The following is a 15,074-nucleotide window of genomic DNA, read 5'->3' on the forward strand; positions in this document are numbered from 1 at the left end:
TTCAGGTTGATGTTGCAAACACTCAATAAATGTTGGCCATGAGTGACCTTCTGAATATGATGGGATAAAAACGCCACCCAAATGCTGGGGGAGGAAAGTTTAAACAAATTCGGGGGAAATAATGATGGTCAAAAATTTACATCAATTGTTTTAGAATAATGGAAACTCTGAAAGACACCAATAGACCATCTTAAGACAGTATAATCCTACTAACAAGCTTCACTACAAATGGGACTGTTATAGATTATCCATATATACATGTACTGGAATACCACAGCCCTAACAACAACAGACAAACTCAACGATGATAGGCCATACAGCTAGACTATCATAAAACACATTTATACACGAACACCACTTTTCCACATTATCAATGAGCGCTCATCAATATATAGAGGTCTAGAAACAAAGTACCTATTTACTCTTAAGGATTAGTGAAAATAGAGGCGTACAATAAAAAGCTTATATGACTGACATATAGCCACATAAGCTCAATTAAAATTAACTAAGCACTAAAATTAGTGATTTTCTGGGGTTACATTCGCTTGAAGAAACTCATGACAACCACTTGCACAGTTCGAACAAACACCACCTGCTACATTTGGTGTTAATGCATTAGGTAATTTATTTTTATCATTTGACAAGTTTGCCAAGTTTTTTTTCTTTATTTTTAATATTTTTTTCATTGCAGAGCTCTATTATTTGTTATTATTTACCAATTGGGCGTTAGCGAAGCAATCACAAGTCATATCACAGCTTCCGCCGCCAATATTCTTTGTATTCTCACTAGACAGAACCACCTTACTAGAAAGGTTTTTGAATGACTTTTTCTTTAGAGAAACCACCATAAAATACTCCTTTTAAATTTAAAAATTCAACTGGGAAAGTTGAATCAATATAAATAATACATAAAAAACAAAATAAATTTCAACACAAAAATCCAATGCATTAAACATTATTATCGGAAGCGACTTATCTAGCAGCTAAGGACAATGAATAAAAATCAAAGCCATCATTTATTACATTTTAAAGGATAAGCATAAAAAATTTTCCTAAAAAACACTTTTTCAATTATTTTAATTTAAGCATTAATAATTAATATTTCGCTAACAAATGGTTGAGTAAAATACTTATTCCACTTAGTAGAACAAGCTGATTTACCAAGAAACTCGAAGCACACCTTATTAACCCCTCCATTAACAAAAAAGCAAATGCTTGATTATTAATAAAAAATCACACAAAAAGAGTCAACCACGATTTTTTATCCATAAAAAATTGAACAAGTCAACCAACAACAAAAACCAAAAAAAATAGTTGCATTTTTTAACATAATATACACTTTTTTTTTGTGTGGTTACATTCTTGAAATTAATTTATTAATCTGTTTTAATCCTTTTCATCGAGAATGCTCGGGGTCAGATAACAAGATATAGCTAAGTGCTCTTCTTCACGAGTAATTAGTTAGGGCAATAATAAATTAAAATTTTAAATCTCGATTTTTTAAATTTAGCACTTCAAGGAAATGAGTTTTGGAACAAGTAGAAACCCGTCATAAAAGAATGAAAAAATCATTACTTAACAAAGTTGTTTTTCAAAGTTTAATATCCAACTTCACAATATCGTAAAAAGACGACTTAGACTTAACCGCATAAATTTTAGTTTAAAAACTAAAATATAACGTGTCACTGAATCTAAGCCTCAACGATATAAAAACCTGTAACATAAATATATTAATCTTAATTATAGGAATCCTATAACTTTGTAGGGTACACCTGGCATGATTTTTATTCTAGTTTGTTAATTAAGGAAATTATAATAATGAAAGTTGGAATTGACGCTATGGGCGTTTATGTGCCTAAGCTGTATTTAGACCTAACTAAAGAGTGGGCCATTAATAGAGCACCAAGTGCATCTCAAGAATCAATCAATGCCCTTGTTGGTAAAGTTGAAAAAGGCATTGGGATTCAGAAAATTGCAATTCCTGACCATCATGAAGACCCCGTAACTATGGCGGCAAACGCGGTGATACGAGCATTAGAAAACGGGGCGATTGATATTGATGATGTAAGTTCTATCGTAGTGTCTACCGAATCATCAATCGATCAATCCAAACCAATCTCAGCATATTTGTTAGGACTATTAGAAAGTTACTTTGCCAAACCGCTAAATTCAATTAGCTGCTCTCAAATACAGTTTGCTTGTATAGGTTCAACTTATGCAATTGAAAACGGCTTAAATTCACTACTGGCAAAAACAAGTGATAAACCATACCAAATCGTTGTCTCTACAGAACATGCACTATACCCTTTAAAAAGTGCAGGTGAGTCAACACAAGGGGCAGGCGCTATCGCCTTGGTGCTCTCTGAAAACCCAAGGTTAGTTGAGTTGGATCCCTTCTCTTTTGGCACTTGCACAAAGGATGAAAGTGATTTTTATCGACCTAATATTTCACAAACACCCATTGTAGATGGAAAAAAGTCAATCTCAATATATTGTGACTGTGCTGAAAGTGCGTTTAAAACTAATTTATTGAAAAGTAGAACAGCACCAACTCAATATCAACACTTTTTATTCCACGTGCCTTTTCCAAAAATGGCAGAGTATGGGCTTGCGAGAATATATAGACTCATCCAAGAAAATGTTGGCGAAATTAAAAAAACCCATCCCGATGACGTTTCTCGAGTAGAGTTAATGCTCAAAAGAACTCCAGAGTTTAAAGTATGCTTAGCTGAACAAGTTAATCCGAGTCTTCAACTATCAAAAAGTATCGGAAACATCTACTCTGGCTCTTTATATCTTTCATTGTACAGCCTTTTACACACTAACCAAAACACTGGCAGATCAGTTAATAATCAACACATATTAATGACCGCCTATGGCAGCGGTGCAAGTGCCAAAGTCTTTAGTGCTCAGTTTTCAAAACATGCTTACGAAGAGTTTTCTAAATACCAAACATTAAACCTTGCTGATGTTTGTGATGGGGGGGAAAGACAAGCTATTTCAATGCAAGACTATGAATCTATTCATAATAGTCGTGATTTCTATTATCACAAAGACAAAGATGTTACGGCCTCTTCACCAGTCACAGGTTATATTGAATCAGAATATACAATTCAAGTTACCTCAAAACCTGGTTCAATATGTGAACCAAACAATGAGTTCAAGCTTGATTTTATCGGCGACGGGCAAAATGGCATGTTTGGATACCGATATTACTCTTTTGTAAAAGGACAGTAATTGTATGTGTGGTGTCTCAGCAATTATATCTTTAGAACATAATATACCAGTCGACAAATCACATAGATTAGATCAGCTCTCCGCTTCAATAAAAGCACTTCATCACAGGGGGCCAGATTCAAGCAATACTTGGAGTAACCAGTCTGGGAATATAGTCTTTGGACATGCAAGGCTGGAAATAATGGGTGGCCAATCAGGAACTCAACCGATACACAGTAACTGTGGCAAGTTCACTGCTGTTGTTAACGGCGAGTTCTATGACTATTTGCATATAAAAGAATCTTTAATAAGTAAAGGCTATCACTTTGCAACTAATTCAGACAGCGAAATCATCGTACACCTTTATGCTGAATACGGTATTGATGCATTTGCCCAACTGAGGGGGGAGTTTGCATTCATTTTATTTGACCATGAAAAAAATGAAGTGCTTGCGGCCAGAGATCGATTTGGAATAAAGCCGCTTTTTGTGTGTAAAGAGGATAACACTTACTTTATTTCCTCAGAAATAAAAGGTATCTCTTGTAATCTCAACTCCTTAGATATCAGTGTAAAAAGTTTCTTAGACAGAAGCTATTACCTCGAAAACCAGTCTGTATATAGCGATATTCACTCAATTCCCCCTGGTGAGTACTTGAAAATAACACAACAAGGTTGTGAGTATTATAGTTACTACAACCTGTTTAAAGTAACGCATCAAGAGAAAGCGATTAAATGTGAAGAAGAAGCTAAGAAACGCATAGAAAAAGCCTTATTAAATAGTGTTGAAACAAGGATGATTTCCGATGTCGGTGTGGCATGCTATCTCAGTGGCGGGCTTGATTCCTCTATCATATTGGGCGTTGCATCAAAGCTCACTGATCAAACTTTAGAAGCATTTAACATTGCTTTCACTGATGATAGCGCATTCAATGAAAATGAGCAGGCTATCATTGTTGCAAAACATAACAAGGCCCAATTAAACACTATAGAAGTTAGCTCAGAAGTAATTTCAGAATATTTTGAAAAAGCAGTTTTACATAACGAGCAACCTATATTTAATTCAAACTCTGTCGCAAAATATATATTAAGTCAAAAAGTCAGAGAAAGCGGCCATAAAGTTGTTTTAACTGGAGAAGGCGCTGATGAAATTTTCTATGGCTATTCGCATTTTAGAAAAGATCTTGCTCTCAATATTCGTTCAGATAAAGACTTTGTAAATGACACATACTCAGATAGCGAAATAATAAAAAGTATCAGCTGGCTGCAAGCGCAATATTCTCGATCTCTTCATATCGTAAATAATTATCTAGATACTAATGTTATATCTTCCAACTCATTAGAAGAAAGATTTGCTCAGTTCGCTAAAGCTTTCGATGCCGATGCGAAAGAGCGCTCACCATATTACTGGAATATGACCATGCTCCCCAACTTTGTGTTATCGACACTTGGCGACAGGATGGAAATGGCAAATAGTATCGAAGCCAGACTTCCATTTTTAGATCATAAATTAGCTGACATTGCCTTAAAAATACCAACAGAGTTAAAAGTTAAAGACAGAGTTGAAAAGTATATATTAAGAGAAGCAATGAAAGAGTATTTACCAAGTTCTATATACTCAAGAAAAAAACATTACTTTGAATCGCCTTCAGTGCTTAGAGATACAAAGTCACGGTTTTACATGCAAATTATGGACTTAGTATCATCGTCTAAATCTCTTGGCTTTAATACATCAGTTATATTAGATGAATTCAATCGTTCTGACGAGCAAAAAAAGAGATTTTTAGAACCTATCTTAATAGAGATTGCAAGTTTATCCATCTTAAAATCACACATTTAAAACGGAGTACCTATGTTAGAAGATATCAAAGACAGTATTGTATTAATTGCAGAATTAGACAGTGCAGAGGAAGTTAAATTAGAGTCAAGATTCCTTGAGGATATAGGCTTAGATAGCCTAATGATGATTGACCTTGTAGTTGATGTAGAAAAAAAATTCAAAATTAAAATTGGCGAAGAAGAAGTATTTAATCTGCAAGTTGTTAATGACTTAGTAGAAAAAGTTAAAAGCAAAATTTAATCATTACCTGCTCCATTTTGGAGCAGGTCACTCGAGACAAGTATGCCTAGATCAAAGTGTTTTTCTGAAAACTATAATTTTCCACTGATAGAAATTTCAGATGTATCTATTAACTGCTATACCGGTAGTGTAAAAAAAGCCATTGAAGTTCATGACTATGATTTACTGGAAGATGATCTCTGGGTTTTAGGGAATGGTTTCTACTTCTCATCTTATGATAATGAGTATGGTGTGCCTGAATTTGGTTTTGAAATGGAGGATATAACACAGAAATTCTTTAAAAAATTAAATATAAAATATAAGTACATTGACTTAAACACAGAAGAAATAAAATCAACACTAAATCATTTAATGTCAAATTATAAGGGCATTGTCCAATGGACAAATTCAAAACACTTATCTTATAGTGACTTATATTACTCCAGTAAAGGTTATTTGCATGCAATTTTCATTGAAGGCCAAGATAGTAATAACAACTATAACATTATTGACTCTCTTGTGATCAGTGCAACACCTTCGGCATGCAAAACGACAATGGAGCCTAAACGTTTAGAACAAGCTATTACAGATACGATCGAAGGCTATGCATATTATCAAAATAAATGCTTAGTTATTGTAGATGCTGAAGGAGCATCAAACATAAACAAAAACCTCCTTTTAGAATCAATTAAAGAATCATGTTTATCAATAACAGATAATTACAAAAAAGATTCAAGCATTAAAAAATACTCAAATAGAATCACTGAGTACATGCGCGATTTGGAGGATGATGAAAAGGCAAATTTCCTTAGAAGAATTGTGGACAATATAAACACTCTATATGTCGTACCAAATAGAAAGCTCTTAAGTCGCTCCTTAACAAGAATAATGGGTGACGACTATGAACAGATTAAAAACGAATTCGACTCAGTTTTCTTTCAATGGAAAGCTATTAGTAACTTATGTATTAAATGCTCAATTACCTTATCTGAGGAAGATATTGATCGCATAAGTGAACGATTCGCTCTCGCCGAAAAAGCAGAAATAGATTTTTGGTCAGCATTATCCAAAATACTGGGAGTAAAAAGTTGATAGTACTTATAATTAGCCACCCTTTAAGCCATGACAGCTTCATTAATTACCTTAGAAAAAATGAAATAGATTTCATTATATTAAACAGTGGCAAAAAAACAGAGTCGACGATTGACAGTATTGAAGTTAATCAAGAAATAAAGTGCGATCTAAATAACTATAAAGAAGTGTCTTCTCTATGCTCAGAGTTGCATAACAAATTTGGCTTCGACATCGTTCTATCACATCGAGACTTCACCCAATATTTAGCTGAGTTAATATCTAACCACCTCAGTTTGCCATCACGAGACTTAAACAGTATTAAGGTGCTAACTCATAAATATTTTATGAAGCATCACTTCCAAAAAAATGGCATAAAGACTGCGCATTTTGAATGTATGGATCTGAGCTTAGATTTTGAAAAAGAATGTGAGCGAATCGAGTCTCAAATTCCTTACCCATTCGTTATCAAACCTTGTAATGCTGTTTTTAGTGTTGGCGTTGTAAGAGTGAACAATAGAGATGAGTTTAGAAAAGCTTACCCTAAAACAAAACGTGTTGCGCTTTTGACTCAATCTTTTTCGAGGCCAGAAACGGACAAGAATTACATCCTTATCGAAAGCTATATCCACGGTAAAGAATTTAATTTAGATGGCTTTTCAATCAATGGAAAGTGGCATCCACTCATGTTAAGTGAAAAATACCCTGATTTACACGGGCCGAGATTCCAGGAAAATGCGCTTGTTTTCCACAATAAAGAAATAAATAAAGAATTCAATGATATAGCAAATAATCTTATTGATTCACTGGCGCTCCCAAATTCCCCATTTCATATAGAGATCAGACAAGAATATCAAACTGGTGAGTTATACGTTGTTGAAGCAGCTCCTAGATTATCAGGAATGGGCGAAACTATTGAGTGTATGATAAATGCCGCATCGTCTTTTGACTTATACCAATTTTTCTTACGCCAGCGAGTCCAAGAACCTAACCTAAGACTCAATGTGGACTACCTAAGTGGCTCTCTTGAGTATGAGTTTGTAACAGGGAATGGGGGCACGATAACTGCATTTGATGGCCTTGATACCATCACACAAACACGTGGATTTTCTAAATATCGCTTATTCAAAAGTCCAGGAGACTACATAGCTCCTTCAGAATACAACTTTGAGTCTGTCGCAATTTTTTATTTCAGTATCGAAAATTTAGAAAGTGCAATGAATGTCATTGAGTTAATAGATCAGAATTTTAAGGTGATTTATGAGTGAGAACACCTTAGATAAAGCTGTACCCAATGAAACCACATTGGTAAATGCTTGTTGCCTAATTATCAAGAACTACTTCCCTATATTGCTTACATTTCTATCCAGCTTATTATTGTTTACCATTGATAGGATTAGTCTTTCAAATTACTCTGAAACGGTACTCGCGGCTTCTGGTCCTGCTACATATACTTCCATGGTTTTGCTAACCTTGTTTACCACAGGTATTGCCTATACTCGTACAAAAGTCGCTATCGCGAATGGACAAGGAGAGCAAAAAACAATTGAGAGCGAGATATCAACCTCTATTGCTTCTTCTCTCATTATATCATTAATAGTGATCGCAGTTGGTTCACTTGCTTATTTTATCCCTGACTTTAGCTCTCGTGACATTGCAACAGTACAAGAAGAAAAAGCCTATTTATTATTCTTTCCCTTATTTGGCTTTTTTGCTGCTATCAACTCATGTTTTTCTTCCATATTAGTTGCCCTTTTAAAAAGTAAGTTCGTGCTCTATGTTAGTCTTGTAGAACACGCCTTAAACGCCGCACTGACCGTTTCGTTAGTTTATGGGTTGTGGTTCCTGCCCGAGCTTGGTATCAAAGGAGCAGCGATTGGTACAGCAATTGCTCTCGCTGTAAGTACATGCTTATATGTCATACTGCTGTTGCAGAATCGATTGGTATCTTATCAAGAAATTAAATCAGTATCTTCTTCACAGATTAGAAGCTTTTTCAGTCATGCAATCCCTTTATCTGCATCTGGTGTTTCTAGAGTAATAGGCAACGCATGCTTTGTATGGCTAGTAGGCTCTGTTAGCACAGCAGTTTTAATCTCTAATAATATATTAGTAGCTATCAATTATATTTTCGTGATCCCCATCGTGGCTCTTGGTATTGCAATTAACGCCGTCGTCGCAAATGAAATCGGCAAAGATAAGAATACATCCGTGTTTTTAAACGCTTCAATTTTAGTTGGAACGCTATACTTATTTATTACTTATTTAATAATATCTAACTGCGATAAGTTTTTATTTGACCTATTCACACCGTCAAATATCAACCAATCTCTCGTTAGTATATTCAATGAGTCTTTACTTCCTATGGCTTCTTATATAATTGCATTTTGCTACTCAACCATATTCGCAAAACACCTTGAATCTTACAAAAAAAACAAATTTGTATTCAAAGTAAGATTATATATATCAACCATATTTAACATTACAACATTATATTTATTCTTAAAGTTATTCAGTGATACAGGCAATTTATTGTCAACAGCCTGGTATTTAGGAGCTGCATTTGAAGCTTTAGCAGCCATCATTTTATATATTTACATTATAAAAATTAGAAGAGGTTAACATGAGCAATGATATTTTAAACCGTTTAAATTCAATCATAACAGATACCAAAAAAGATTATGATCTAAAAGAAGATTCTCTTGAAGGTTTATTAAATGACTCGCTAGATGTCATTAAGTTTGTTGTGAAAGTTGAAGAAGAATTTGATATTTACTTAGACGTTGAGCACATTTCAGACAACGCTTTTAAAAGTAAACAATTTATTGTCGAACTGATCTCTGAATTGGTTTAGCACCTATGTATAAGACATATATTCATAAACCTACCTTTATTGGTATAAGCAATATCAATAGAGAGCTTGATAGCTCTCTATCTGATTGTTTTCCGAATGACCTTCATGAGGTGATTGGAAAAAAAGGCCATCTTTTCAAAGATGCATTTTCTAAGTGTACTCTATATTGCGCTTTAAGCGTTGCAAAAGCTAGACACTCCGACCCAAATCGGGCAGGTTTGATATTAGGCACACAATACGGAAATTTTGAAAATCATGCGCGTATGATCGATGAAGCAGGCGACAGCGATACCAAGCTATCCGCACAACTGTTTCCCAACGCCACTTTTGGCTCGGCTTCCGTTTTAAGTTCAATCGCAACAAATTCCAAAGGCACAAATCTCACTTTAAGTGCAGGATTAAGTACAGGCTTTGAAAGTATCAAACAGGCTTTCAAACTTGTTCAAAGCCAGAAGCTTGATAGTGTTATCACTTTAGTTGGTGATGACAGAACATCATTTACAAACGAGAACTCTCTCGCTGAGAGTCAGCTGCCATTGAAAGCATTCATGTCAGCAGTTGAACTCAGTACATCATGTAAAAACGCTCCTTACAGCTTTTATTTAAACACAGTGAAAGGGTTCTCAAATTTAAACGCATTAGTAAAAAGTATTAAAGAGTCTAAAGCCCAGAACACACTGTGGTTTTATCAAGATGAAGAGGTAACAGGCTCTGTTTCAGAGTATTTCGAAGGTCATGCAGCTTCACACTGTGCCGAAAAAGTTAATAAAGAACTGTTTTTTTTAGAAGGTTTAATATCAAAACTTACATCAAGTGAGCATGACTTTGGTGTACTCATTACACCACTAGAAAATGGGAAAATTGGTTACATCCAATTGGGGAAAGAAATCAATGACTAAAAAAGTTGTAATCACCGGTGTTGGTGTCATCAGCCCAATAGGTAAAAGTAAAGAAGAATTTTTTGACTGTTTAACTTCAGGAACAGCCAATATCGCACCTGAAAAGAACGCTTTTAAAGGTCATGGCCAAGATAAAATGTCTTCAAGAATAACCGACAGCGACCTAAAATTTGCTCAAAACGTTGTTAATGATAAGACGCTGGGACCTGGTGCTTTAATGGCCTCTTATGCTGCGTTGGAAGCAATCAAAGACGCCGGTTTAACCGACTTTATTGGTTCGCAGCGTGATATTCCTATTTTTATTGGTAATAGCGAGGGAGAATATGAAATCTATCAAAACTATACTCTCTCTGACACCAATGACGCCCCCGTAAACTCAGCTGGCTTTGCAAGCCACTCCATAGTTGCTGCGATAAGAGACAAGCTCGGGTTAAGTAGTAGCTGTGTCGCAATTCATAATACTTGTTCTTCTTCGAACAACGCGATCGAGCTCGCTGTTTTAGATATTCGACATGGTGATGCAGACATTATCATTTGTGGCTCTTCAGATCCTTTCTCGAACAAAATACAAGCAGGCTTTAATTCTCTTAATGCGATCAGTAAAAACTCTTGCAAGCCCTTTGATAAAAATAGAGATGGCATTGTTGTCTCTGAAGGTGCATTGATATTTATCCTTGAATCACTCGAACACGCGCAAGCGCGTGGTGCAAAAATTTATGCTTATGTAGCTGGTGTAGGTACATCAAACGATGCCTCTCATCTTACAAACCCTAGTCCAGAAGGGATTAAAAATGCGATTGAAAATGCATTATTCGATGCACAGCTAAGTAGTAATGAAATCGACGCAGTCTTCGCGCATGCGACTGGCACTGTCGCCAATGATAAAGCAGAAAATGCCGTTTTCAATGAAGTATTTGGCGACAATCAGCCCAACATTATCGCAATAAAAGGGGTGACAGGTCATATGATGGCAGCTGCAGGTGCAGCGAACACGTTAGCCGCATGTCTGGCATTCGAAGCCGGGATACTCCCACCGACAGCAGCGAATACAGTCATGGACCCAAACCTCAATATCAACTTGTTAAAAACAACGTTAACTACTGAAAGCGTCGAGTATGTAATGTGTAACTCTTATGGGTTTGGTGGCAACAATGGCGTCGTGATTTTAGAAAATAAAGAACAAAAATAACAACTATGAATAACAACAAAGTCGCACTTATAACTGGCGCGTCAAAAGGCATTGGCGCTGCAATTGCTAAAAAACTAGCTTCCCAAAATATAAAAGTAGCCATCAACTATAACAGTAGCCAATTAGATGCGCTGCAAGTGAAAAATGAGATCACGGCACTTGGGGGAGTTGCAGAAGTATTTAAAGCGGATGTTTCTGACCGCCAAGCTGTTTCACGCTTATTTGAAGAGGTTGAAAGCGTACTTGGGCAAGTTAACTTGTTGGTCAACAATGCTGGTGTTGTAGAAAACCGCTTACTGACCAACATGGAAGAAGAAGCTTGGGATAAGGTTATCGATACCAACTTGAAAGCCTGTTTTTTAGTGTCTCAGCGAGCTGCAAGTGCGATGTGCCGCAGTCGGTTTGGTCGAATCTTAAATATAGCCTCGACATGCGGTTTTGTTGGTACAGTTGGGCAAGTAAATTACTCCGCCAGTAAGGGGGGAATTATCGCAATGACACGGTCAATGGCGAAAGAGCTTAGTAGTTATAACATTACCGTCAACTCTATCGCTCCCGGGTTTATCGAAACCGATATGACTGATGGCTTTGACAGCAGCCCCCAAGGTAGGCAAGTCCTCAAGAAAATTTTAATGTCAAGGCCTGGCACCGTTGCGGAGGTTGCAAACATGGCTGCTTTTCTATTATCTGACGAGAATTCATATATGACAGGTCAATCAGTTGTACTAGATGGAGGTCTCAGTGTCTAAGAGAGCGAATATTACAAGTTTTTCTTTACAAAGGCCTGAGTACATACTGTTTGTCATTGTGTCGCTGATGCTTTTCGGGGCATACAGCCTGTTTGAAATACCGGTAAGGTTGGTACCCGATTTAGAAGAGCCAAAAATCACAGTAGTCACTAACTGGGGTGCAGCTAGCCCAGAAGAAATAGAAGCTGAAATACTTGTTCAGCAAGAAAATGTGATTAAAGGGTTATTTGGCTTAAAAGAAATGCGTTCCAGTGCTAATCAGGGTTACGGCTTTATTGATTTAAGTTTCAACTTAGGTACCGATATGAACGAAACCTTAGTTGATTTAGTCGCTAGATTAAACCGAGTGCCTTCATTACCTAGAGATGTCGTACCACCGCAAATATACATGGGCGGTTTTTTCGGAGGAAAAAGAGCATTAACAAACTTTTATTTGCAAAAATTACCAGGCAATACAGAGTCTATTCAAAAATATGTGGAGCTATTAGAAAATTACGTTAGTAAAGAGATTGAAACTATCCCAGGGGTCGCTAGCGTTAAACTCAAAGCCGGTGATATTGACAAACAATTAGATATCGTTTTCGACCCAGTACGAGCCACTAAACTTGGGATCACCGTTGCTGATATGTCACTTGCGATAAAAAGTGCTGAAGACGCTTCATCAGGCACTATACAAGTAGGGAAACGTAACTTCAGCCTTAAATATAAAGGCAGAAAGAAGCTTAACGAACTGGAAAATATAATTGTTAAATGGATCGATGACAGGCCAATTAAATTAGGGGATTTTGCTTCCGTTTACGTTCAGCATATAGAAGTACAAGGGTTTGCAATTCAAAATGGCAATCCTGCAATCTATTTTCAAATATATAAAGACGATAATGCTAATTCACTCAAAGTACTCAACCTGGTCAATAAAAAAATAGAGCAAATAAACCAGGGGCTCGGAGTGAGGGAAAATGTCAAATTAGTTCAGTCTTTCGACTCGACCATATTTATTGAACGATCCATTGCACAACTAACCTCTAGTTTGTTGACAGGGATCGGTCTAGCTGTGCTAGTGCTCTGGTTCTTTTTGCGTTCGTTCAAATCAACCATCGCAATTGCAGCCATTGTTCCTATTTGTATCATAACGACAATTCTAGTTATCTACCTCAGCGGCCGAACAATCAATATAATCAGTTTGGCGGGTCTCGCCCTTTCAGTTGGACTGCTTTTAGATGCCGGAATTATTGTGGTCGAAAATATTATCAGGGTTCACAAAGGAGGAAACTTTGCGGAGTCCGTAAATCGCGGTGTTAACGGTGTTTGGGTTGCACTCGTTGCCTCAACAATAACAACTGTAGCCATATTCCTACCAGTCATATATATGGAAGGGATTGAAGGACAAATATTTGGAGACTTAGCATTTACCGTCACGGTCTCTGTTGTCGTCTCATTTTTTATATCGATTACGATTCTACCAATAATCGTAAATAACTGGCTTGCAGAAGAGAAAGGAAAAGATCCATATAAATCACTTTGGACCAAGCTTGCCAATCAAGTGAATACTCTAACAGGGACAAAAACACGCTCAATCACAATATTAAGCACCATAATCGTGAGCTCTATTGTTGGTACGGTATATTTAAAACCACATCTGGATTACCTACCCAGCCTAAAGCGTGACTCGGTCACAGGTTATATTAGCTTGCCACCTAATAACACCTTAGAAAACACTAGAAAACATATTTTGGATGTGATCACCGATCGTCTTGAGCCTTACATGAACCATGAAAAAACACCTTATATCAAGAACTACTATATCTTGGCAGGGACATGGGGAGCTGAAATAGGTGCGCGAGCAGTAAATAATGAAGACATTGCAGCGCTTACAAAATTATTAAAAACAGAGATTCTAGCTGATATTCCTGACACTAATGCATACCCGCGACAAACCGACCTGCTCAGTGCGTTCAGTGAAAACGGCATGATACAGCTCAACATATATGGTGATAATTACGACATCATCTCTGATGTAACGTCTAAAGTCCTGATCAAAGCCAGAGAACAACTACCGGGCGCGAGTATTTACTCTTCACCAACAGTCCCATCAATTCAACCTGAGATAATTGTCACCCCAAACCTAGAAAGTATTCATCGTCGAGGGTTATCAGAATATGAGGTAGTTAATGCGCTGAAGACGTCTGGTACAGGTCTTTATATCAAAGAGTACTATGCCGACGGAGACATCATGAAAATGTATCTAAGGACTACAGAAGTTTACAATCCATCCGAAATTGGTGAAATACCTTTTATCAGTGAAAATGGAGAAACCTATAAACTAAATGATGTATTAAAAATAAAACAAAAAGTGGGTTATAAAAACATTGTAAGAGTTAATAAAGAAAGAACTATAACGATTAATATATTCCCTAAACCTGGTCAATCTGTAGAAGAGGTAATAGATATAATCGATAGAGAAGTTAAGCCATACTCTCTTGAATTATTAAATGGCAGAGGCGGCTTTTTCTATAAAGGAAGTGCCGACAGTTTACAGAAAGCAATTGACACTATATTAAAGAACATGATTATTGCAGTGTTAATATTATTTACTTTCATGTGCGCTGCGTTAAAATCTATAAAAGACAGCTTTATTGTTATGTTAACACTACCTGTTTCAATTTTTGGTGGTGTATTAGGATTATATATTGCAAATAAATTTTACTACCAATCATTAGACCTTATCACCATAATCGGCTTTGTCATTTTAGTCGGACTAGTTGTAAATAACTCAATCATGCTAATTAGTAGATTTAGAGAAGTATCTGCTTTTTGTACTTCACAAACTGAAGCCTTAATTATGGCACTTGAGCAAAGAGCCAAACCCATAATGATGAGTACTTTAACGAGCGTATTTGGCATGTTACCTTTAGTGATTATAAGCGGTGAAGGAAGCAGTTTATACAAAGGCCTAGCTGTTGTTATTATTAGCGGCATGATTTTCAGTATGATCTTTTCAATTATCATGGTCTTTTGCTCCATAAAATCAGAAAAAGGATAA

Annotated in this window: 12 protein-coding genes; 11 read left to right on the forward strand and 1 reads right to left on the reverse strand. The window is 36.3% G+C overall.

All coding sequences use genetic code 11. The features are described from left to right. Positions 1 to 518 precede the first annotated feature (518 nt). On the reverse strand, positions 519 to 686 hold the full coding sequence (locus tag N473_RS26200; RefSeq protein ID WP_155735590.1) for a hypothetical protein: 168 nt from the start codon (positions 684 to 686) through the stop codon (positions 519 to 521). A 1,132-nt stretch (positions 687 to 1,818) separates the two neighbouring features. On the opposite strand from N473_RS26200, the gene N473_RS11720 reads away from it, so the two are divergent. From N473_RS11720 to N473_RS11770, 11 genes are read left to right on the forward strand one after another with little or no spacing between them, the layout of a single operon-like run. Next, positions 1,819 to 3,237 (forward strand): hydroxymethylglutaryl-CoA synthase family protein, encoded by a 1,419-nt coding sequence (locus N473_RS11720; protein ID WP_063368068.1) that lies wholly within the window; start codon positions 1,819 to 1,821, stop codon positions 3,235 to 3,237. A 4-nt stretch (positions 3,238 to 3,241) separates the two neighbouring features. After that, complete coding sequence (gene asnB / locus N473_RS11725) at positions 3,242 to 5,053, forward strand: asparagine synthase (glutamine-hydrolyzing) (RefSeq protein WP_081221113.1); 1,812 nt, start codon at positions 3,242 to 3,244, stop codon at positions 5,051 to 5,053. A 12-nt stretch (positions 5,054 to 5,065) separates the two neighbouring features. After that, positions 5,066 to 5,293, forward strand: a complete 228-nt coding sequence (locus tag N473_RS11730; RefSeq protein WP_063368070.1) for an acyl carrier protein — start codon at positions 5,066 to 5,068, stop codon at positions 5,291 to 5,293. A 42-nt stretch (positions 5,294 to 5,335) separates the two neighbouring features. Continuing rightward, positions 5,336 to 6,364, forward strand: coding sequence for a BtrH N-terminal domain-containing protein (locus N473_RS11735; protein ID WP_063368071.1), 1,029 nt, complete (start codon positions 5,336 to 5,338; stop codon positions 6,362 to 6,364). After that, on the forward strand, positions 6,361 to 7,611 hold the full coding sequence (locus N473_RS11740; RefSeq protein ID WP_063368072.1) for an ATP-grasp domain-containing protein: 1,251 nt from the start codon (positions 6,361 to 6,363) through the stop codon (positions 7,609 to 7,611). Before N473_RS11735 ends, N473_RS11740 begins: the two co-directional genes overlap by 4 nt. Continuing rightward, on the forward strand, positions 7,604 to 8,965 hold the full coding sequence (locus N473_RS11745; protein ID WP_063368073.1) for an MATE family efflux transporter: 1,362 nt from the start codon (positions 7,604 to 7,606) through the stop codon (positions 8,963 to 8,965). The genes N473_RS11740 and N473_RS11745 overlap by 8 nt, the downstream gene beginning before the upstream one ends. Before the next feature lies 1 nt (position 8,966). Then, on the forward strand, positions 8,967 to 9,197 hold the full coding sequence (locus N473_RS11750) for a hypothetical protein (protein WP_063368074.1): 231 nt from the start codon (positions 8,967 to 8,969) through the stop codon (positions 9,195 to 9,197). Between the two features lie 5 nt (positions 9,198 to 9,202). Next, complete coding sequence (locus tag N473_RS11755) at positions 9,203 to 10,096, forward strand: beta-ketoacyl synthase N-terminal-like domain-containing protein (RefSeq protein WP_063368075.1); 894 nt, start codon at positions 9,203 to 9,205, stop codon at positions 10,094 to 10,096. Continuing rightward, a complete protein-coding gene (locus N473_RS11760; RefSeq protein WP_063368076.1) occupies positions 10,089 to 11,285 on the forward strand; it encodes a beta-ketoacyl-[acyl-carrier-protein] synthase family protein in 1,197 nt (398 codons plus the stop codon). The genes N473_RS11755 and N473_RS11760 overlap by 8 nt, the downstream gene beginning before the upstream one ends. A gap of 5 nt (positions 11,286 to 11,290) precedes the next feature. Beyond that, positions 11,291 to 12,034, forward strand: coding sequence for a 3-oxoacyl-ACP reductase FabG (gene fabG / locus N473_RS11765; protein ID WP_063368077.1), 744 nt, complete (start codon positions 11,291 to 11,293; stop codon positions 12,032 to 12,034). After that, positions 12,027 to 15,074, forward strand: coding sequence for an efflux RND transporter permease subunit (locus tag N473_RS11770; RefSeq protein WP_063368078.1), 3,048 nt, complete (start codon positions 12,027 to 12,029; stop codon positions 15,072 to 15,074). The genes fabG and N473_RS11770 overlap by 8 nt, the downstream gene beginning before the upstream one ends.

Source organism: Pseudoalteromonas luteoviolacea CPMOR-1, assembly GCF_001625685.1.
GTDB lineage: Bacteria > Pseudomonadota > Gammaproteobacteria > Enterobacterales > Alteromonadaceae > Pseudoalteromonas > Pseudoalteromonas luteoviolacea_K.

Excerpts from the sequence above, each read along its gene's own strand:
- N473_RS11760 (WP_063368076.1), top strand. The coding sequence starts at position 10,089 with ATGACTAAAAAAGTTGTAATCACCGGTGTTGGTGTCATCAGCCCAATA.
- N473_RS11755 (WP_063368075.1), top strand. The coding sequence starts at position 9,203 with ATGTATAAGACATATATTCATAAACCTACCTTTATTGGTATAAGCAAT.
- N473_RS11735 (WP_063368071.1), top strand. The coding sequence starts at position 5,336 with ATGCCTAGATCAAAGTGTTTTTCTGAAAACTATAATTTTCCACTGATA.
- N473_RS11750 (WP_063368074.1), top strand. The coding sequence starts at position 8,967 with ATGAGCAATGATATTTTAAACCGTTTAAATTCAATCATAACAGATACC.
- N473_RS11745 (WP_063368073.1), top strand. The coding sequence starts at position 7,604 with ATGAGTGAGAACACCTTAGATAAAGCTGTACCCAATGAAACCACATTG.
- asnB (WP_081221113.1), top strand. The coding sequence starts at position 3,242 with ATGTGTGGTGTCTCAGCAATTATATCTTTAGAACATAATATACCAGTC.
- N473_RS11720 (WP_063368068.1), top strand. The coding sequence starts at position 1,819 with ATGAAAGTTGGAATTGACGCTATGGGCGTTTATGTGCCTAAGCTGTAT.
- N473_RS26200 (WP_155735590.1), bottom strand. The coding sequence starts at position 686 with ATGAAAAAAATATTAAAAATAAAGAAAAAAAACTTGGCAAACTTGTCA.
- N473_RS11730 (WP_063368070.1), top strand. The coding sequence starts at position 5,066 with ATGTTAGAAGATATCAAAGACAGTATTGTATTAATTGCAGAATTAGAC.
- fabG (WP_063368077.1), top strand. The coding sequence starts at position 11,291 with ATGAATAACAACAAAGTCGCACTTATAACTGGCGCGTCAAAAGGCATT.